The sequence below is a fragment of the Serratia myotis genome (assembly GCF_027474885.1).
Taxonomy (GTDB): domain Bacteria; phylum Pseudomonadota; class Gammaproteobacteria; order Enterobacterales; family Enterobacteriaceae; genus Serratia; species Serratia proteamaculans.
The window spans coordinates 2,063,028-2,083,073 of sequence record NZ_CP099707.1 but is presented as its reverse complement, the minus strand read 5'-3'; the positions used below and the strand labels follow the sequence as shown (position 1 = coordinate 2,083,073).

At 55.1% G+C, this 20,046-nt stretch carries 22 protein-coding genes; 17 read left to right on the top strand and 5 right to left on the bottom strand.

What is annotated here, in order from left to right; translation table 11 throughout:
- Positions 1 to 11 precede the first annotated feature (11 nt).
- The 5 genes from NHG65_RS09860 (at position 12) to NHG65_RS09840 (ending at position 5,466) form a co-directional block, all read left to right on the top strand.
- The gene (locus NHG65_RS09860) at positions 12 to 1,184 is read left to right on the top strand and encodes a 3'-5' exonuclease (protein WP_499183240.1); all 1,173 of its coding nucleotides are present in this window, start codon (positions 12 to 14) and stop codon (positions 1,182 to 1,184) included.
- Positions 1,181 to 1,990 carry a Dam family site-specific DNA-(adenine-N6)-methyltransferase gene (locus NHG65_RS09855; protein ID WP_499183239.1) on the top strand — a complete coding sequence of 270 codons (810 nt, stop codon included), beginning with the start codon at positions 1,181 to 1,183 and terminating at the stop codon, positions 1,988 to 1,990. The genes NHG65_RS09860 and NHG65_RS09855 overlap by 4 nt, the downstream gene beginning before the upstream one ends.
- Positions 1,987 to 2,274 carry a hypothetical protein gene (locus NHG65_RS09850; RefSeq protein WP_079449387.1) on the top strand — a complete coding sequence of 96 codons (288 nt, stop codon included), beginning with the start codon at positions 1,987 to 1,989 and terminating at the stop codon, positions 2,272 to 2,274. Before NHG65_RS09855 ends, NHG65_RS09850 begins: the two co-directional genes overlap by 4 nt.
- A gap of 12 nt (positions 2,275 to 2,286) precedes the next feature.
- A complete protein-coding gene (locus NHG65_RS09845) occupies positions 2,287 to 4,653 on the top strand; it encodes a replication endonuclease (RefSeq protein WP_499183238.1) in 2,367 nt (788 codons plus the stop codon).
- Positions 4,654 to 4,776: 123 nt separating this feature from the next.
- Positions 4,777 to 5,466: a DNA adenine methylase gene (locus NHG65_RS09840; protein ID WP_499183471.1), complete on the top strand. Its 690-nt coding sequence runs from the start codon at positions 4,777 to 4,779 to the stop codon at positions 5,464 to 5,466.
- A gap of 26 nt (positions 5,467 to 5,492) precedes the next feature.
- Here NHG65_RS09840 and NHG65_RS09835 read toward each other — a convergent pair whose 3' ends face one another.
- The 5 genes from NHG65_RS09835 to NHG65_RS09815 all read right to left on the bottom strand — a co-directional run bounded on the left by NHG65_RS09835 (position 5,493) and on the right by NHG65_RS09815 (position 12,351).
- Positions 5,493 to 5,762 carry an Ogr/Delta-like zinc finger protein gene (locus tag NHG65_RS09835; protein ID WP_499183237.1) on the bottom strand — a complete coding sequence of 90 codons (270 nt, stop codon included), beginning with the start codon at positions 5,760 to 5,762 and terminating at the stop codon, positions 5,493 to 5,495.
- Between the two features lie 74 nt (positions 5,763 to 5,836).
- Positions 5,837 to 6,553 (bottom strand): hypothetical protein, encoded by a 717-nt coding sequence (locus NHG65_RS09830; RefSeq protein ID WP_499183236.1) that lies wholly within the window; start codon positions 6,551 to 6,553, stop codon positions 5,837 to 5,839.
- Between the two features lie 10 nt (positions 6,554 to 6,563).
- A complete protein-coding gene (locus NHG65_RS09825; RefSeq protein ID WP_499183235.1) occupies positions 6,564 to 9,059 on the bottom strand; it encodes a putative phage tail protein in 2,496 nt (831 codons plus the stop codon).
- 443 nt (positions 9,060 to 9,502) lie between these two features.
- Positions 9,503 to 10,555, bottom strand: a complete 1,053-nt coding sequence (locus NHG65_RS09820; protein ID WP_499183234.1) for a phage portal protein — start codon at positions 10,553 to 10,555, stop codon at positions 9,503 to 9,505.
- A complete protein-coding gene (locus tag NHG65_RS09815; protein WP_499183233.1) occupies positions 10,552 to 12,351 on the bottom strand; it encodes a terminase large subunit domain-containing protein in 1,800 nt (599 codons plus the stop codon). Before NHG65_RS09815 ends, NHG65_RS09820 begins: the two co-directional genes overlap by 4 nt.
- A gap of 171 nt (positions 12,352 to 12,522) precedes the next feature.
- On the opposite strand from NHG65_RS09815, the gene NHG65_RS09810 reads away from it, so the two are divergent.
- The 12 genes from NHG65_RS09810 (at position 12,523) to NHG65_RS09755 (ending at position 19,993) form a co-directional block, all read left to right on the top strand.
- Positions 12,523 to 13,407 carry a GPO family capsid scaffolding protein gene (locus NHG65_RS09810; protein ID WP_499183232.1) on the top strand — a complete coding sequence of 295 codons (885 nt, stop codon included), beginning with the start codon at positions 12,523 to 12,525 and terminating at the stop codon, positions 13,405 to 13,407.
- A gap of 57 nt (positions 13,408 to 13,464) precedes the next feature.
- On the top strand, positions 13,465 to 14,517 hold the full coding sequence (locus tag NHG65_RS09805) for a phage major capsid protein, P2 family (RefSeq protein WP_153859484.1): 1,053 nt from the start codon (positions 13,465 to 13,467) through the stop codon (positions 14,515 to 14,517).
- A gap of 2 nt (positions 14,518 to 14,519) precedes the next feature.
- On the top strand, positions 14,520 to 15,326 hold the full coding sequence (gene gpM / locus NHG65_RS09800; protein WP_499183231.1) for a phage terminase small subunit: 807 nt from the start codon (positions 14,520 to 14,522) through the stop codon (positions 15,324 to 15,326).
- The gene (locus NHG65_RS09795) at positions 15,323 to 15,814 is read left to right on the top strand and encodes a head completion/stabilization protein (protein WP_499183230.1); all 492 of its coding nucleotides are present in this window, start codon (positions 15,323 to 15,325) and stop codon (positions 15,812 to 15,814) included. The genes gpM and NHG65_RS09795 overlap by 4 nt, the downstream gene beginning before the upstream one ends.
- On the top strand, positions 15,811 to 16,308 hold the full coding sequence (locus NHG65_RS09790; RefSeq protein WP_368453264.1) for a phage tail protein: 498 nt from the start codon (positions 15,811 to 15,813) through the stop codon (positions 16,306 to 16,308). Before NHG65_RS09795 ends, NHG65_RS09790 begins: the two co-directional genes overlap by 4 nt.
- Positions 16,292 to 17,005, top strand: a complete 714-nt coding sequence (locus NHG65_RS09785; protein ID WP_499183229.1) for a hypothetical protein — start codon at positions 16,292 to 16,294, stop codon at positions 17,003 to 17,005. Before NHG65_RS09790 ends, NHG65_RS09785 begins: the two co-directional genes overlap by 17 nt.
- Complete coding sequence (locus tag NHG65_RS09780; protein WP_499183228.1) at positions 17,002 to 18,123, top strand: DUF2586 domain-containing protein; 1,122 nt, start codon at positions 17,002 to 17,004, stop codon at positions 18,121 to 18,123. The genes NHG65_RS09785 and NHG65_RS09780 overlap by 4 nt, the downstream gene beginning before the upstream one ends.
- A gap of 6 nt (positions 18,124 to 18,129) precedes the next feature.
- Complete coding sequence (locus NHG65_RS09775) at positions 18,130 to 18,585, top strand: phage protein (protein WP_044550297.1); 456 nt, start codon at positions 18,130 to 18,132, stop codon at positions 18,583 to 18,585.
- Between the two features lie 4 nt (positions 18,586 to 18,589).
- Positions 18,590 to 18,892, top strand: a complete 303-nt coding sequence (locus NHG65_RS09770; RefSeq protein ID WP_044550294.1) for a phage holin family protein — start codon at positions 18,590 to 18,592, stop codon at positions 18,890 to 18,892.
- Positions 18,879 to 19,220, top strand: coding sequence for a M15 family metallopeptidase (locus NHG65_RS09765; protein WP_044550291.1), 342 nt, complete (start codon positions 18,879 to 18,881; stop codon positions 19,218 to 19,220). The genes NHG65_RS09770 and NHG65_RS09765 overlap by 14 nt, the downstream gene beginning before the upstream one ends.
- A complete protein-coding gene (locus NHG65_RS09760) occupies positions 19,220 to 19,609 on the top strand; it encodes a hypothetical protein (RefSeq protein ID WP_499183227.1) in 390 nt (129 codons plus the stop codon). Before NHG65_RS09765 ends, NHG65_RS09760 begins: the two co-directional genes overlap by 1 nt.
- Before the next feature lie 117 nt (positions 19,610 to 19,726).
- On the top strand, positions 19,727 to 19,993 hold the full coding sequence (locus NHG65_RS09755; RefSeq protein WP_400825652.1) for a putative phage tail assembly chaperone: 267 nt from the start codon (positions 19,727 to 19,729) through the stop codon (positions 19,991 to 19,993).
- Positions 19,994 to 20,046: the final 53 nt, after the last annotated feature.

Genomic DNA, 20,046 nt, shown 5'->3' with positions numbered 1-20,046 from the left:
GAGTAATAACCATGACGCCACAACAACAAGCACAGCAATGTTTGAATAGAAATTTCCTGATTCTGGACACTGAAACCACTGGTCTCGGTGATGATGACGAGATCGTGGAAATCACTATCATCGACACAACCGGCAAGCCGCTGCTGAACACGCTGGTGAAACCATCAAAGCCCATCCCAGCCGAAGCGACCGCAATACATAGCATCACTAATGAAATGGTAAAAGATGCTCCAACATGGCCGGAAATTAGCCCCCAGCTGTGCAGCTTGATCAGTGGGAGAAATATAGCCATTTACAATGCTGACTATGACATCCGCCTGCTTGAGCAAACAGATCGCATCTGGAAGGTAACTCCCAACTTAAGCGCCCCTACACAGACTGTATGCGTCATGCAGGAGTACGCCGAGTTTTACGGGCAGCGCAGTGAACGCGGCGGGTACAAGTGGCAAAAGCTGACAGCTGCCGCCGAACAGCAAGGCGTCAAGATTGAAGGTACGCCACACCGCGCGCTTTCTGACTGCCTAACTACCTTGGGAGTTTTAAAGGCAATGGCGGGCGAACAATTCCCGCATCATGTAAATGCCGTTTTGAACGAATTAAAATATGCATCTGAGGCGGCCGCCTGGGAACCGCGTGTATATGACGCAGTTATTAACGCTGCAAAAGTTATCGAGAATCAGACTATAACCATTGAATGTCTAAAGACCGGCCGTAATAAGATTGGTGATTATCTCAACGAATTAAAAGAACGTTGCCATTTTCTTCAGTTAAATAGCACTGCGAATTTTAACCTCAGACAAAAAACCGAGTCGCAACGTGATGCCATGCTGATGGCTATCGGTGGTACAGAAGACGGAAAAATCATTGATATCACTAAGCCAAAGGAGGCGACAGAACAGGCTGTAATCATCATCCGCCAGGCATTTCGCGAACTGCAGCAGTTACGCGACCTCGAAGAAATCCCCTTTGGTGCTGTCGAGCAAGATCATGAAGTGGCAGAGCTGCAGCGCCAGGTCGATGAACAGACCATTCAGATTGAAATCGCTCATGAGAATAATCGCCGGAATGAAGATTGTTTAAGGCAAGCAATGGCTTTCATTAAAGGATTGAACGGCGACCATTGCTATATCGGTAGCCTAGAAAAAGAAATTCCAGGGTTTGAAGTTAAGAGGCTGGGAAAATGATCCGCTCCTGCCTGAAGTGGGCCGGCGGTAAAGCCGGCATCATCGACACTCTGCGCCAGCACCTGCCAGCAGGTAAGCGCCTGGTTGAGCCGTTCACAGGTTCCGGTACCGTATTTATGAATACGGACTATAGCGCCTACCTGTTGGGTGATATCAACCCAGACCTGATCAACATGTTCAACACGATAAAGCGCAATCCGTCCCGCTTTATCAGTTATGCCGCCTCGTTGTTCAGGGATGAAAACGATCCAGTCTCCTACTACCAATTGCGCGAAGACTTCAATAAATCCGGCAACCAGTTCTATCGCGCTGCCCTGTTCTTGTACCTGAACCGCCACGGTTACAACGGCATGTGCCGCTACAACCGCAGCGGCGGGTTCAATGTGCCATACGGCAAATACAAAGCGCCATACTTCCCCGCCGCCGAGATCCGCGCCTTTGCTGAGAGAGCAGATAAGGCGCTTTTCCTGTGCCTGGACTTTGAAGAGTGCATCGAAATGGCAAACGACGGCGACGTCATTTACTGCGATCCGCCCTACGTCCCTACGTCGAAAACGGCTGACTTCACCAATTACCACACCGGCGGCTTTAACTCTGCCGATCAGTATCGGCTGATGTATGCCCTACGCAAAGCAACCCGCCGCGGCTGCCATGTCGTCGCCTCCAACAGTGACACCGCCGAATCCCTAAAGATTTACGGCGACTTCAAGATCTCCCATATCGAAGCGCCTCGCGCGGTCAGCTGCAAAGCCGAAGGCCGCCAACCGGCACGAGAGATCATCGCAACTATGAGGGCATCCGTATGAAGCGCTGGAGTGAAAATGAAGACCAAACACTGAAAGACAGTGCCAAAACCCTTGCCGTAAAACAGATTGCTCACTTACTCGGCAGGACTCCAAAAGCGGTTAGCAACCGTGCCAACCTCATCGGCGTTGGCCTGAAAAAAAGTGGTGACGCGTATCACGGTCGGAAGTATCCAGAAGCGGATATTGAGCTGGCGCGCAGACTGCATGAATCGGGCATGAAATTGAGGTTGATAGCCGAAAAATTAGAGATCCCATTCACCTCACTAAAAAATTATTTTTACTAAGCCGCGCAGCATATGAGCAAATCCCACGGCCGGTATCAACCTTCTCCGCCGCTACCCTATCCGGGCAGCGGCGCGGTTGCTTTTGAATACGCGTACTCATGGAACGCCAAACGCGATGCCATTCTCACAGAGCGCGGCGATGAACCGGCATCGTTCCAGCTGTTCGGCGTCACCGATCATGCAGGTAAACCGAAGCGCGTCGCACCGTTCGATATCGTGGGGCAATTTTCTGTTGCCGATCCAGCACCACGCCGCCTGCGCCGGAGACTGGATGCTCTTCCCCAATATATTCGCCGGTACTACTCTCAACGACTCAGCAGCATCGAGCAGGGCAAGGGGCAGAAAGCCGCAAACGGCTGGCTAGTAAATACCTTTGAGCGCCACGTCCTGCCGCGAATCGATGCCGTAAACGAGCAGTATCAGATCGGCCAGGTACCCCCAGCGCTAATCCCTTTTCGCGATGATTTCTTCCGTATCCCGTACAGCGGGAAAAAAGACCTCAAGCGCCTGGCTAATCGCTTGGCTGATTGCATGACGGGTGAGTTTGTCCGCCTTTGCGATTTCCGGGCTGCAGCTACTGGCGATCTAGCCTTTGCTGTGATTTATGCCTATGGCCGCATTGGGTACTTAACCCAACACCTGAACATGTTCGCTCCGGGCTGGCAGCAATACTGCAGCAGACAACTTAGCGCTGAAGAAGCAACGCGCGCCGTCGCACGTCTCGAATCACCGGCATGGTGGTTGCGCCGTCTGCGCCGCCTCCATGACCAGTGGCGCGAACACCTGATGATCGCCGCTGGCTATGTCAGCGACAGGGCAACCCCCTACTGCAGCGATCCATGCCTGAAAGAATGGCATGCCCAGAAGAAGGCCAACCGCGAGTTTTTGAAGTCACGGGAACTGGAAAACACAGACACCGGCGAGCGAGTTTCACTAATCGACAAGGTAGACGGTAGCGTCGCCAATCCGGCGGTTAAGCGCGCCGAGTTAATGAACCGCATGCGCGGCTTTGAAGATTTGGCAAAGGCCCGTGATCTGGCCGGTGAGTTTTACACCCTGACCGCCCCGTCGAAGTACCACGCTATGCAGAGCAAGACCGGGCGCCGCAATAACAAATATCGCGGCGCCAGTCCGCGCGACACTCAGCGCTACCTCTGCAAGGTCTGGTCGAAGGTGCGGGCATCGTGGAAACGTGCCGGCATTCGCGTGTTTGGCTTTCGCGTGACCGAACCACACCACGACGAAACCCCGCACTGGCATCTGCTGCTATTCCTCAAGCCCGAACATGTCGAGCAGGCCCGCGACATCTTCCGCCGCTACGCCCTGCAGGTTGATGGCGATGAGCCAGGCGCCGCCGAATACCGCTTCAGCGTCAAGCCAATGGATGAGCAATTCGGCTCCGCAACTGGCTATATCGCGAAGTACATTTCAAAGAATATCGACGGGTACGCGCTGGACGACGAGCTGGATCACGACACCGGCGAACCGCTGAAAGATATCGCCAAACGCGTGAACGCCTGGGCGTCGCGCTGGCGCATCCGTCAGTTTCAGCAGATTGGCGGTGCACCGGTAACCGTATACAGAGAGCTGCGTCGCCTGCGCGATCGCGATCTCTCGTTTCTCCATCCTGAAATTTCGCCGGCACATACTGCCGCCGATGAGGGGAACTGGGCCGAATACACCGACGCCCAGGGCGGCCCGTTGGTCGAGCGTCGTCACATTCGCGTGCGCATCGGTTATGACATCACCGAGAACGGCAACGACTACGGCGACGACGTCAGCAAGATCACCGGCGTGTACTCCCCATTCACCGGGACGCAGTCAATGATTTATACCCGTTTAAACACCTTCAAGATTGTGCCGGCTGGCGCCGACCCGGTCTTGGCGGTTGACCTTCAGGCGGCAGCGCCGCCCCTCGGAGTTCTGTCAATAACTGTACGCGGAGCGCAGCAGGAAGAAGACAGACAGGGCAGTAATCCCGGAGTTTTAGCCCCTGACATAGATGCAAAAGGCTGTGCCAGCTGGCCGCCAGGGGGTGATTTTGAGGGGATGACACGCCGAGAACGGCGGGCCTTCAATGAATTCTTGATAACGGAAGCAAAGAAAACGCGGGACAGGCAATCCGCAGAGCATCGGCGCGCCAAAAAATCGGCGCACCTGGTCGAGAAAATCACCGACTTTGCGGCATCCATCGGGTTGTCGTTTACCGCTCTGGAGGCTGAAAAGCTGGCCGGCGGTGATGAGCTCTCGCTGAACGGTCAGCGTTGGCGGGCACTTGCCGACGGTTCGATTCATCCAGCACCCGCCAGCTACGAACAAAAGCGCAGCGCCATCATGAGCCGGGTGTTTGCGCTGAAGAATCATCGAGCACAGTCATAAATGTCTGTTCTGGCCATACCGGAAAATATAGACAGCGATGTCTTTGTCACCTGGTGCCGGTACCGCACAGACAGAAATAGCTGTTCTGCAGCACGGTCATTTTTAACTATGGGGTACCGCAACATGGGATATTTGGGGAGCAAGGCCGCAAGCGGCGCTTACCAGGCGATCATCAGCCAGATGCCGCCGCATGACACATACATCGAGACACACCTCGGCAGCGGTGCGGTAATGTTTCACAAACCGCTGGCTGCAAGAACGATTGGAATTGACGTTGACGATAATGCATTTCTGCTGACGCGCCGGCGCTGGATTGATAAGGGAATGACGCCGCCGAGGCTCAATCTTTATCACGGTGACGCAGTGGGATTTTTACAGCGGACTGATTTTAACCTGCATGGGCGAACGATCATCTACGCTGACCCACCCTATCTACCGGAAACTCGCACCAGTCGCGCGCGATACCGACACGAATACACGGTTGATGATCATCGCCGTCTGATCGACGTGCTGCGCTCAATACCAGCCAACGTGATGATTTCTGGTTACCCCTCGACGCTCTATGACGAACTGCTTGCAGGCTGGCGTTCTATTCAGTTCCAGGTGATGACCCGTGGCGGGCCGCGTACTGAACAATTGTGGATGAACTTTCCAGAGGGGAACGCGTACAGCCATGCCTTTGCCGGCGCCAACTACATCGACCGCCAACGCATCAAGCGCAAGGCCGAGCGCTGGGCCAAAAACTACAGCGCCATGCCGGCGGCTGAGCAAACCGCAATTTTGGCCGAAATACTGAAAACCCATGAGCAATAAAAAACCCACCAATCGGTGGGTTTCTTTTATCCGGGCAGGCCCTGCAACAAATCGAGGGCTATCTGCTTATCTTCCGGTCGCAACAAACTGAGTAGCGATTTTACCAAACTGCGACCGCCGCGGGAACTGGGGCTAAGAGTGTGTGAAAAGGTCATATTCATTACAAAGGTATGGCCACACTCAACATCATTACACTGACAATAAAGATCAGAAAAGTGAGGGGTCTTTCTATTAGTTTTACTTACTGTGGCAGGAGACCCACATTCGTTGCAAAAAACTTTTATAACCCTAGACATAAGCACCCCTCCCCTCAATTAATCAGCCATAATTTTAGCCGATATCATAAAAGGGAGGTAGTAATCAATGAGGTTTAGTTTGTTCTGGCAAAAATCACATCCATTCCCGTCTTGATCGCAATTTTACGCTGCTCTGGCGTCCAGTAGCCGTCATAGACAGCCACAAAGCCCAGTGAACCATCACACGTACCGTTGGTAGCGGACTTACCCAGCAGTAGCGGGCTGGCCCATTGCCCGACGTTAATCGGAGTGGAAAAGTCTTTGGTGATTATTTCGCCCAGGTGGTTCTCGCCACGGATAACCGTTGGCGACAGCGTGAAACACAAAACATTCCATTCCCCAACGACGAATGTCGGGAACTGCACGGCCTCACCCACGCCGGATGGGTAGGTCAGGTTTAATCGCAGCTTTTGTGTGCCGCTGGAAAAGTCCACCGCAAAACCGCTCGACGTGCTGCTATTAAGGGTGCGGGAATCGAGAAAGGTCGAAAACGCGTCTGCACTGTTCACTTTCACCGCACACAGCACGGAAAGGCTCTCTTTGTTGGCGATAAAGTCAGTGGTTGAGCCACCGTTATCGCGGGCGAAGTCCAGTCCATAGGGCTTGATGATACCGCCCGCTTTTGTGACCTTGTGCCCGTTGCCGCTGTTGTCCAGCGGATTCAGCAGGTCGAACGATACCAGCGCCGGGAGCGGGTTTTCACTCACCAGGCGGGAGTTGACCACCACAAACTCATGGTCCCAGTTGTCCACCGGGATGTAGGAATTACAAAAAATGCGCACGCCGCTCATAATATGGGCCTCAGATAAACACAGATGAAGGGATGTTCGGGGCTTTTTCTGCATCACCCCGGTTTTCGTTTACGGCTCCGCGCAGAGTGCCGGAATAGACTGCCGCACCGGCGGGGTTCAGCCAGGTATTGCCGATGGCGACGCTGTTGACGCTATCAAAGAACAGGCTGTCGCTGGCATCGGGGATAAGCTGGATGTCTGCCCCGTTGATGCGCACACGGCTTTGAGCATTACCGTTTTGCAGGCGCGCCACACAACCGCCGCGAATATCTACCACGGTCAGGGTGCCGGTAATATCAATCATGGCGGGGGCGCAGTTATCCATTACCAGCCGCGGCACCCACGAATAGTCTGAATTCAGGTACTCCGCTGTCCACCAGGATGCCGTCCCCGCCATCGCAACCGTGTTGTTGCTGCTGCCGTCGCTGACCGGGGTGTTGACCACACTGCGGATATCACGCAGCACCACATCGGCATTGGTGCCGTCTGCGCGTTTTTTCACCCGCGAACCCACAGTGTTCTTGTGCATGTCGTTGCTGGTCATTAGCCCACACATCCACGCATTCTTATCGGTCGGTACGTTGATGGCGGTCATACCCTCCACCCGGATGAACTCAGGCAGCAGCGTCTTATAGCCGGTTACGGTGTGGTCGGTCTTTTCGCTGCGCACGGTGCGCACGGCCGTAAACGCAAAGCGGCTGGGGTCAGCGGCGAAGGCCATAGAGCCTTGCAGGTCTACCGTCACGTTGCGCAGGTCAATGCGGTTCGGGGTGCGTGTGTCATGGCGGGCATTGGTGCCATCCACGCCGACCAGACGCACCACTTCGTAAGTTCTGACCGACGCGCCGAAGTTGGCCGGGTTGGTCACGTCGAATTTGACGGTCAATCCATCAATGGACAGCGAACCGTAGCAGTCACTGGCATAGTCACCGCGCAGCTCAATGAACCAGTTTTGCATCGCGTCACCCCGGTTCACCGTGTCACCCACCGGTACAATCACCGAGATGTTACGGAAATCCCAGGTGCCGCCGCCCTGCATATTGATACCCAGCCCACGGAATTCCAGGTCACGGCCGCTGATGTCATAACCAAAGGTGTGCCAGTCAATGCGGTTGAAGACGCAGCGTTCAAAGTGCATTTTCTTGGTGCCGTGATGGCCGTTGACACCCCAACCGTACAGCCCGGTAAAGTCGTGCATGTACATATTGATGCAGTCCCGATAGGACACCACATACGCCCCGGAGTAACCAAACGACGCATCACACTGACCGCCTTTAAACTCCACATCAAAGGTCTCATGGGCGGAAATCTTCACCCAGGCCGCCGCCTCGCCGTAAGCGTCGGTGCGCAACACCATTTTGCCGATGATGGTCTGGGGCCGGTACACCTCGATATTGTAAAAGCGGCGGCTGTTTCCGGACTCATGGAAGAACGGCGGCTCAAAGGTGAGGTATGAATCTTCTTTCTGTACGATTTTCGCGTAGGTCACGGTACCTGCGGGAATGTCTTTCACCAGCATGTCCGTCAGCGCGCCGTTTTTACCGATGCGGGAGAAGTCGCGATAAAGCACCTTCATGCGTGGGTTGGTCATGCTGCCACTGCGGTAATACTCGACGGCGCTGGACAGGATGAACAGTTGCCCGCCGCGATAGCGGTACAAATCAGGCATTGGTAATTGGCCGCTACCGGCCTTCAGGTACGGTGCATAAGTGGTGTTGAGCAGGTTAATCTGTGCCGCCGATAGCTCAATCACCGGCTTGCGGCCCCTGATGGTGAACATCCGCACCGGCTCCGGCGCATCATCATCCACACCGGGGAGCGGCCCCCAACGGTCTTGGTTCACGCCGGAAATGTCGGTAGTGACAATGGTGGCACCGGACAGGAAAGCATTCACCTTGACCTCAATTTCCGTGTCTTTCCACAGAAAGCGGCCATCATCCTGACGCACGGGAATATTCAGCGCATTGGCAAAGGCAAAGCAGGCTTTAATGGCCGCATCAGCGGGCACCTGGTCAGCTATCACCGCCGCCGCACCCGGATGGTCCCCCTGTTCTGCCAGGCTGGCGAAAGACCGGTACACCGATTCAGGGATGCGCGGTGCACCAAACATGTCGAACGAGACATAATCCGCGTTACGCTTCCAGCGACGGCCGAGCGTATCGACCAGGCAACCACCATCATCGTCGGGGGAAGTGGTATCCCCGGCATCGACAACAAAGCGCCCGGCGATGCGGTTTCCCACCACGTCTTTGACCGTGGCCTCGCCGTCATAGAGGCGGATGGCGTCGTAACTGACTGCCGTGTCGCCGGGAATAATCTCACCCGACTGACCGCCGCCGCCCGTACCGTCACCCCAGCCGACCTTGGTGCCATCCTCTTTAACACCGGCAATCACCAGACCGTTTGCGGAATAAATCACAAACAGCCAACCTGACGGCGCAAAATAATCCACCGAACTGCCAGCGAAATTTAACCCCGCATTACCCGTGACCAATTTGGCAACCATTTCAAATTCAATGGTTCCATCGTTATCACGGATGCGGAAGGGGCGAATACCATTGGTTGAGACAATATCAAACAAAGAGTCAGGGGAAGGTTGTAATGATTCGGTTTTTTTATATAAAAAATCAATAATATTCGGGGTCTTATAAGTAGCCCCGGTGGAAGTGGCAATCCCAGAGCTATTTAGGAATTCAGAAACGAATGTCTTTCTGTTATCAGTAAAAACATGAAAAATCTGACCATCATTTGTATTTGCGAGGCCCTGCTCTTTATCATCAAAAGCGAGATCAAAACTCAGCATGCGCCTTAGCTCTGCTAAAGTGCCGCTCTTTGTTTCAAAGGCGTTGCCGCCAATGGGTTTTGATACTGGTAAAACATCAGCATCGTTAAGCGTACCAGCCGGCGGTAATTCAACGATGCGCTTAGTTGGCAGCAATTCATCAGCCATTATTGTTCCCCTGCAGGTGTTTCAAAGTTGAAGTTGAGGTGTAGACGCGGAGCCACTTCGAGATCGGCGGTGATGGCCTCCGCAAGCATGCGCTGGACGGGGATCACCTCATCCTGCCGATAGGTTTCACGGGACTTGATCGGGTCACCCAACCCCGCGGTATTTTGGGGAATGATGCCGGCTAATCCTGCCGGGAAGCGGTGAGCGGTGAGAACGTCCTGGGCACTGATATTTTTAACGCTCGCAAACTCGTCTTTCGCGCTGATATCTCCCACCGGGATAAACTTCACCCCTTCTTTATCGCCGCCAGGGATGTTGATAAACATGTTGCGGAAGTTGCCCAGCCCCTTGGTGCCTTCGATTTTTTTCTTGATCTCAGCTTCTACCTCGTCAGACAGATTGGGGTCTGTGGTGTAAAGGATGCCGCCCATGTGTGCGCCGTTGTTGTAATACCGACGGCGGAAAATGGTTGCTTCACTGTTGAGCAATGCGCTATTGATACCGCCGATATAATCGGGCAGGCCGTAGATTTGTTGCTGTGGGTCATACCGACTTAAGAAAATGATGTCATCCGGGGAATAAACCAGCGGCTCCCCTTTCTGCAAAATGACGAACTCACCGCTGCGACGAATGCGCATATACATCGACGGCAGCGGATGCAGTCGGACAACCACGCCCCAACCGTTACGCACCTTCAATAACGGCACATCGCCGAATGTCAGCAAGTCGAACGTCATAGCCTCAAGTTGCTTGCGTGTCAGCCCGCCACCGACATAACTCGATGTGATCATGTTTTTACGGGCGTACAACACCCCGCCATGCTGCGCGTTAGCATTTGCCAGACGTGCTAAAGCCAGTCGGCTGATCGGTGGCGTCCAGTGGTCATAGTCGTTGTCATACCAAACATCCTGATAATCGGTGCCACTGGTGAGCACCATCTCCGGCGGCCCGATAAAAATCGAGCTGCGATCGCCTGGCATGGGTAACCCTGCCGAAAAGGTTTTCGGCTGTGGCGCCGGTTTCTGGGCTGGTTTCTTGTTCTTTCTGCTCATGCGGCCGCCTGTGAAAATGCCCAGGTAGATTTACGCCGGGTGTCAAAGTTGAGGGGTTCGTTAATCGCTGCGTGGGAAATAGCGAAGAAAACATCGGCGTGACCGTTCTCGGCGCTGCGCTCGGCCACGAACGTGATCGCATTGCCGCTGCCGGTGACGGTTTTGCGGATAGCCAGGAAACTGCCGGCGATGCCGCGCTTTTCTGCGTCCCATTCGATCCGGTCGCCTTCCACCAGGTCGACCATCTTCAGCACCAAGCGGGTTTTGGTTTCGAGGCTGTAATGGATATCGCGCACTTCCCGCGGGGCAAAGGACTGCACCCGCTCATAAACGCCCCGGCCGATGCCGGTCACGTCGATCCCGATGTAGGTCATGCGGTATCGCTGCATGATTTTTTTGATCTGCTCTGCCTGATATTTGAAGCTGTACCCCTGCCAGTGGTGAGTTTCCAGCACGCGAAAGCGCTCACCGTCGAACAGCGGCGGCGCGATAACCACAAAGGTGGAGGTATCACCGCTGCGCGCCGGGTCAAAGCCGCCCCAGACTTCACGCTCACCAAAGGGCCGTTTGGCTTTGGGGTCAAAGTCCTGCCAGATCTCCGGGTCAATTTCACACCGAGACAACTGGTCAAACTTGAAAACACTGTCCCCGCTGTCCACAAAAATGCACATGTACAGCAGGTTGAACGCATCAATGCTGTGCTCACCGCGCACACGGTCAACGGTGACATATTTATCCAGGCCACCGGCGCAGGCATCGACCAGCGTCACCACGTAGCGCCATTGCCCATCAGGGCATTTCCGGCCCCCATCGCGCAGATCATCGAAGTCAGGGAACTTCATCGCCTGGCGCTTCTTATCGCTGCCTTTCCACTCGTCGCCCGTCCAGAAGGGATAGCCGTCATGCGTCTTGGCGCTTGGCGTTGAGAAGAATGTCCTCCGCCATTTGTCATGCGTGGCGATCGCGCTGGTGACGTCTTTAAATACCTGGAATTTCGGCACCCAGAAGTATTCATCGCAGTAGAAATGCCCTGTCTCACCCTGGGCTGTGTTGGCGTTAGTAGACAGGAATATCAGGTTAGCGCCGTTGCTGAGCGTGATCGGGTTGCCGGTCAGCGTGACGCCGAACATTTCGCGGGCAAACTTGACGATATAGCGCCGGAAGATTTCAGCCTGGCGCCGAGAAGCAGAAACAAAAATTTGGTTGTCGCCGGTCAGTGCGGCATCTTCCAGCGCTTCCCAGGAAAAATACCAGGTGGCACCAATTTGCCTCGACTTCAGCAGATTGCGGATGGACTGATCCTTATTGGCCCGCAATGTTTTCTGATATGCCAGCAGCTGGTTATCGGCGAATTCATCGAAACGCTCTTTCGTCATCTGGCTAACGTCATTCTTTTGGCGTCGGCCTTTGCGTTGTGCTTGCGCATCTTCACCGGCAGACATAAAGCCGATATTCCCGCCCTCACCTGGCGCCGCAGTGGCAAGTGCTGCCGCCATTTTTTCAGCGTGCTTATTCTTCTGGGCAATCAGTTTGACGTGGTGCTCAATCAGCCGGTCTATTTCCAGCATTTCCAGTTCGGTTTTTTTATCCCGATGTGTCAGCGTCCTGACACGGCGCTGGATGCAATCTTCCAGGCTTTCCTCTTTCAGTAATTCAGCCCAGCCGTATTTCTCCGCCCAGTGATAAACAATGCGGGCAGAGGTTAAATTGAGTTCGGCGGCGATCTCTTTCGGCGTCCAGCTTTTTAAATAAAGCGAACGCGCCACCTTTTTAATTGCGTCGGGATATATAGCCATAGTCTTTATTATGCAGGGCAAGCATTTCCGACATTACAATTAAATATCGGATACATTCGGCTAATGGCTTATATCCGAACGTATCAGAAGTAAAGTTATCGCAGCATTAAAAAATATCCGCAATACTCGCTTTACTTTATTAGAGCGCAGATATTTAACCGGGATTAACCAATGGGTGGCACATCATCGCAATTAATGACTGACTGGATTTGCATTGCAACCGAAGGCGAAACCGTCGACGGTCGCGACATTCCTGCATCATGGCTTACCGAAATGGCCGAAACTTATGATCTGGAATTGTACACCGCATTAATCTGGCCGGAGCATGAACGCTATTGGGGTAATTCTGGCGAAGTGCTGGAACTGAAAGCAGAAGTCAATGACGCCGGGTTAACCAAGCTTTACGCCCGCCTGTGCCCTACCGACGATCTGATCTACTCGAACCGCCGCAATCAACTGTTGTTTGCCTCAATTGAGCCTGTCGAGAATTTCCGCAATTCGGGTAAAGCCTATTTGAAAGGCCTGGGCGTAACAAATACCCCGGCCAGCATCGGTACCGACCGCATGCGCTTTAACGCTGAACAGAATAACGCTATCTACGGTGCTCCGGTGCCGTTTGTAATCGATATGGTCACAACACGGCCGGGAGATAAAAAGATGTCTGAAGAAAAGAAACCATTATGGCAAAGCCTTTTCGGTGCGAAGCAACCAGAGCCGACACCAAAGCCAGCGCCTGCCCCGTTGCCACAAGGTGACAATAAGGAATTTACCGAAGCTTTATCGGGTATGGCGCAAGCCATCGTAGATTTGCAGCAGAAATTTAATGCCATTAACAGCGGCGCAGAAAAAATCACTCAGTTGGAAAAGACTGTCGGCGACATTAAAACGCAGATCACCGAAATCACTCAGCTGTTCAGCACTGAGCAGGCCAAAGAATTGTTTACCGCCCTGCCTGACCTGATGCCGAAATTTAAAAAGCTGGATGAAACCTTCAGCAAATTACCAGACCCGAATCCAGGCGAAAAAGATAACACCGCCGCCCCGATGATTGTTTAACCGTTCATCGCATCGATTAATAGCGCTGCCAACGGCGGCGGGAAGAAGGAATAAAATATGTTGCAACAATTATCCGTGCTGAGCGATGGCGCCCGCAAGGCGATGGAAACGTATTACAGCACGCTGCTGAAAAATATCGGCCAGCCAGAAACTGCCGACCGCACCAAATATTATGCGGTCACGCCACCGATGGAAACCGCCATCCGCAAGGCGCTGCAGGAGTCGCTCGATTTCTTGTCATTCATCACCATGAAAGACGTGGATCAGATGACCGGCCAGGTTGTCGATGTGGGCGCCTCCCGCCTGCATACTGGCCGAACAGCCGGCGCACGTTTCCACCGCAATATCGGCGTAAGCGGTAACACCTATAGCCTGGCGCCGACGGACTCCGCTGTCGATCTGGATTGGGAAACCCTGTCGAACTGGGCGAACAGCGGTGACGCCAACGAATTCATGCAGTTGGTGAATGCGTTCACCATGCAGGCTTTCTCGCTGGATATTCTGCGCATCGGCTTCAACGGCACCAGCGTAGCCCCAACCACCGACCCGATCGCCAACCCGTTGGGCCAGGACGTGAACAAAGGCTGGCACCAGCTTGCCAAAGAGTTCAACGGCGGCTCCCAAATCATCACCGACCCGGTCACCATCGGGCCGAGCGGTGATTACAAATCGCTGGACGCGGCGGCAGCCGACATCATCAACACCAAGATTCCGCAGGAATTCCGTAATGATCCACGCCTCACGATCATGGTTGGCGCTGACCTGGTGGCTGCTGAGCAATTCCGCCTGTATGGCAAAGCCGACAAGCCAACCGAGAAGATCGCCGCGCAGCTGCTGGCTGATTCTGTTGCCGGCCGTCGCGCTGCCATCCCACCGTTTATGCCTGGCAAGCGCTTAGCCGTCACTATTCCGGCAAACCTGCAGGTACTGACGCAGCGCAATACCCGCCAGCGCAAGGTCGAATTTGTAGAAGACCGCGCGCAGTACGAAAACAAATACCTGCGTAACGAAGGCTATGCCCTGGGCTATCGCGAGCTGTACGGCGCGATCGATGAATCTGCCGTCACCATCGTAGGCGAAGAAGCAGTCGTCCCACCGACTGAGGGCTAACCATGAGCATGTCACCCGGTCTGAGGCATAACGCCCGGATTGCCGCACAGCACACGCTGAACCAGGGCCAGGCGCTGAGCGCCAACCCTGACAGCCTTCACATTCAGTTGCGTGAGTTGCGGCTGGACGTTGAACGCCTGCGCCAATTGCCGACTATCCGCGACCGGGTAGACATGAAACGCCGCAAGCTGCTGCCTAAGTGGGCGCCCACCGTAGAGCGCTACCTGAGCAGCGGCGAGCAGTACACCAACCAGGTGTTTTCCTACTGTGTGATCTGGTTGTTCGACATTGGCGAGTTTGATCAGGCGCTTGATTGGGCTGACCTCGCTATCGAACAACACCAGCCCACCCCGGATAACGTCAAACGCACCTTCTCGGCCTTTGTAGCCGATACCGTGCTGGCCTGGGCCGAAAGCGAAGCTGAAGCCGGGCACAGTGTTGAGCCGTATTTTTCCCGCACCTTTGCGAACGTGCGGGATAACTGGCGGCTTCACGAAGAGATTAACGCGAAGTGGTTCAAGTTTGCCGGCCTGTTGAAATTACGCGACAGGAACGGCAGACCGATACCGTCAGCGGTCGAGGACATTAGCGTCCTGCAGGCGGCAGATGAACTACTGGCGCAAGCGCAAGCCTTCCATGCCCCGGTTGGGGTGAAGACGTTGCGAGAAAAAATTGAGATGCGCATTCGTGCGCTGAACAAACGACTGCCGCACGGCGGAGCGGACGCAGCGGAGGGTGACGCCGATTTGGCTAATCACGCCGTGGATGCTGGTCAGTCCGCTTCTTTAACAACAGGGGGTGAGCGGTGAGTTCTCTCGGTTTCAGCGGGAAAAGCCTCGACTACCAGGACGAAGCTATCACTCAGGGGCCGGGCAGCTTTTGGCCTGACCTGAACCTGGGCGAATTTCAGCTACAGCGAAAAGTGCCGCCACAGTTGCAGGGTGATACCGCGATCCAGGCCTTACTCGCCGCGATCGGCGACATCAACCGCCGCCTGACCAGCTTTGAAACATCGAAGCGGGCCGCAGGTTTTGCCACTGCGAAAGACTTGCCAGGCGCTCGCGCCGGCGACGAAAACCAGACAACCGCGCAGTACAAAAAAGCGGTATATGCCCTGGCAAAAGCCGACCTGGTCAGCGAAGTGACCAGCGTCAGCCGCGTAGGCAAGGCAACGGCGCCGGAGGGAACCAGTAGCGACGCCGCAGAATCCTTCACCCGTAGCGGGTTGTTGACCGAAGCCAGCCAGGCAGTGCGCGCCATCCTCGGATTGGGCCGCGCCTCGGTGTCGCTGTCATGAGCCAGTTATCTGAACTGACGGCATTCATGACCGAGCGTTTACCGCCACGGGTGAGAGGGTTCGACAGTTGGATGGACAACCAGAAGCTGACGCCCGCGCTGAAAAACCTCGGCAAAGGGCAGCGCCGTATTGGGATAACCACCTATGACGGCGTGCTGGAGTGGGACAAGTTCCCTTATCGCGAGCTTGATCCGGCGGTGTTGTTTGCGCTGGTGCTGTCCTGGTTGATGGAGGGTGCAAATGACGCCCGCAGCGATTTAAACCTGGACAACCCAGACGTTGAGGTCGAGCTGTACGACGAAGAGTCTGCCCTGGTCACGATCACCGTGCCGTTGGTCGACGAAATTGTCTTGTTACCCAATAGCAATGGAGAAATCCCGCTGGATGGGGAGTCATGGGGCGTTGTCGATCCGACCTATGACCATGCCGAAGAGGCAGTAATTTTCGGAGCGGACGCCACCGGCGCGCCGGTGAAAGATGGCGAAAATCATTGATGGCGAACTGAATAAAACCCAGCTGCGCGCGCTCAAGCAGGCGCTGAAAGAAAACGAAATGCCCAGAGCAAAGCGCCAACGGCTGCTGTGGCGAATTGCCAAGCGCGGGATCATCACGGCGTCAAAGCGAAACGCCCGTAACCAAATGGCGCCTGATGGTACACCTTGGGTGCCACGCAAACGCGGCCGCCGCAAGATGCTGCGCCAGTTACCGAAACTGATGAAAGTGCGAGAAATGCCCGAGATCGAAGCGGTACGTATTTACCTTCAGGGGGGCGATTACCGCAGCGGGGAACGCCGCATGCCGGCCGGCACTATCGGCGCCATCCATCAGGACGGCGCGCAGATAACCGTAAGGGCGTCAAGTTACCAGGGCCAGACAAGCCAGGAAGGCAAACCGGCAACCCGCCGCCAGGCTAAGCGCCTGCGTGACCTCGGTTACAAAGTGTGGTGGAACGGAAAGTATGTAAAGCCGGCGGTGAGTTACATCATCGCGGAACTGTCGATGAAAAAAGCCGGCTTTCTGATTAAAAAGCTGGCACCCAAGTCGAGCAAGGAGACGTGGACGATTGACCTACCCGCCCGCGCTTTTCTCGGCGTCAGTGACGAAGAATTTAACATGATCCTGGCCCGCCAGCTGCAAGGCATCGGGTTCGGCTGGGAAGTCAAAGCACAGGATATCAAGGGGAAACTATGACCTGGCCGAGTGTAGAAATTAACCAGCTAAACCAGTATCAGGGCACGCCTACCGAGATCGAGCGGGTTGTCCTGTTTGTCGGCATCGGCGCCACCCATGCCGGCACGCTGCAACCACTTAACAGCAACACCAATCTGGACACCGTACTGGGTGCCGCTGACAGCGTGCTGAAAAGCAACATCGCTGCCGCCCGCAGAAACGCCGGCAGTAACTGGTTCGCCTATGTCGCCATTTTGGCCGCTGATGCTGAAACCGCCGACTGGGTGGACGCCGTCAAAAGCGCCCAGCAGACGGCATCGGTTGAGGGGTTTGTCCTGTGCATGGACATCAGCACCAAGGCAGACATTAACGCCGCGGTGACGTTGCGCGCCGATCTTATCGGCAAAAACAGCCGCTGGCTGTGGGCGATCCTGTCCGTTGCCGGCCCTGATGAAACTGAAACCTGGGCGCAATACAACACGAAATTGGCAACGCTGCAGGAAGGCATCGCCGGGCCGAGCGTCCAACTGGTGCCGCGCCTGTGGGGCAATGATCCGGGTGTCCTGGCTGGCCGTCTGTGCAACCGTTCGGTAACCATTGCTGACAGTCCCGCCCGTGTTCGCACCGGCGCCCTGGTCGATATGGGCCGCGATGAATTGCCCGTCGACAGCACCGGCGCACCGTTGGATCTGGCTGTGCTGCAGGCGCTGAACGCCAATCGTTACAGCGTGCCAATGTGGTATGTCGATTACGACGGCCTTTACTGGTCTGACGGTCTGACGTTGGAAGTTGACGGCGGTGATTACTCAGTGATCGAGTACCTGCGCACCGTCGATAAAGCCGCGCGCCGGGTTCGTCTGCTGTCTATTCCTAAAATCGCTGACCGGTCGCTGAATTCCTCGGACAGCAGCATCGCCGCACATGAAACCTTTTTCAGCAAACCACTGCGAGAAATGGCGATTTCATCCCAAATCAACGGGGTGACCTTCCCCGGTGAAGTGAAGCCGCCGAAGGATGGCGATGTGGTGATCACCTGGTTGAACAGCACCAAGGTGCAAATTTTCATGACTGCGCGACCGTATGCCAGCCCGAAAGAAATTTCGATCGGCATCCTGCTCGACACCAGCCTGACGGAGTAACGCCCCATGAGTAAACGCATTTCAGGCATGAGCTTTGATTTCGATATGGAAGGCGTCGCCATCCATGCGGAAAGCATCTCGCTGAACATCACCGATAACACCGCCGTGACCAAAACCCGCGGCGTGCCGGATGGCTATACCGACGGCGATGTCGAGGCCGACGGCGAGATCGAACTGGACAGCAAAAACCTGATTGCCGCCCAGGCTTCAGCACGCAGTGCCGGCAGCTGGCGCGGTATTCCGCCGAAAGATTTCCTGTTCTACGCCAAGGCCGGCGACGAGGAAATGAAGGTCGAGGCATTTGGTTGCAAGATCATGATTTCCGATCTGCTGAACATCGATCCGACCAGCGCGGACAAAACAAAACACAAAATCAAGTACATCGTGACATCGCCTAACTTTGTGCGCCTTAACGGCATTCCGTATCTGTCCGCAGACGATACGCGCGATCTGCTGGGGTAACGCGATGCAAGACCATGAGAAAAAGATTTTAACGCTGGCGCTGATTGGCGCCGCCATTGCCATCGGGAAGGTACTCAGCAGCAACGAGCCGCTAACCCCGCGCCTGTTTTTCGGGCGCATGATCCTGGGCGCCGGTGTGTCGATGATTGCTGGCGCCGCGCTGGTGCAATTCCCTGACCTGTCGCCGGTGGCGATTAACGGCATCGGGGCTGCGCTGGGCATCGCGGGGTACCAGGTTGTTGAGCGCTGGCTGCGTCACCGTGGTAGCAAATTTGTGCAAGGGGATAGCAATCATGACGTTAAGTGAAAAACAGCAACTGTTTACCAAGCTGATCGCCCAGCTGATTTTATGGGCCGATGAGAAAGGCATGCGCGTGACGTTCGGTGAAGCCTACCGCACGCCAGAACAGGCCGCGCTCAATGCCAAAAAAGGCAGCGGCATCAGCAACAGCCTGCACACCAAACGCCTGGCCGTTGACCTGAATCTGTTCATCAATGGCAAGTACCAGACCGACAGCGCTGCCTATGTGGAGCTGGGTAAATTCTGGGAAAGTCTCGGCGGAAGTTGGGGCGGTCGATTTAAAACCAACCCCGACGGCAATCACTTCAGCCTTGAGCATGAAGGCGTGCGCTGATGGCCCAGGCGAAACCGTTCATCGTGCTGGCCCTGCTGGCCGCCGTGTTCTGTGCCGGCTGGTTCACCGCTGGCCTGTACAGCGACAGCCAGCAGCTGGTCATTGAACGGGCCGCCACCGCCGGTGCCGAGCAGTCGCGCCGGTATACAGAAAACATGGCGGGCGAGTCTGCCCGTCTGTTGGAAAGCAAATTAGCGGAGCTGAGCGCCAATGAAACGCACACCGAGCGGGTTATTCGCACTGAAGTGGTTAAGCCAGTTTTCAGTAACGTGTGCGCTACTGCTGACTATGTCCGGCTGTTCAACGCCGCCACCGACCGCGCCGAACGTACCCTATCAGGCCAATTTGTTGGCCCGATGCCCGGTAACGCTACCGCGTCTCAGCAGTAACACCGGCGAAGCGATGGCCGCAGCGCTGGAAGAATACCGCAAGATTTACCCCCCGTGCGCAGCCAGACATAACCAGTTGGCTGCTGAAATAGAGCAGAGAGAAAAAGGATTAAACCCATGAGCGACAAAGTAAAAATCGAAATCAAAGTTAACGGTCTGGATCTGGTCTTTGAGCCGAACATCACCGCTTACAACAAGTTTATCAATGAGATGTCGACCGACAATAAAGTCGCGCCGGCAACCAACTTTCTGCGTCGCATTGTTCACCCTGACAGCAAAGTCGAGCTGGACAAGATCCTCACCCTGCCAGGCGGCGCGGTGAAGCTGGTCGGCAAGGTTGTTGAAATTTACTCCCCTGATCTGGAGTTTGAAGTAAAAAACTAGCCCGCCGCGCGCAGGCGATCGACGACAACCAGATAGAACAGTTGTTAACCCTG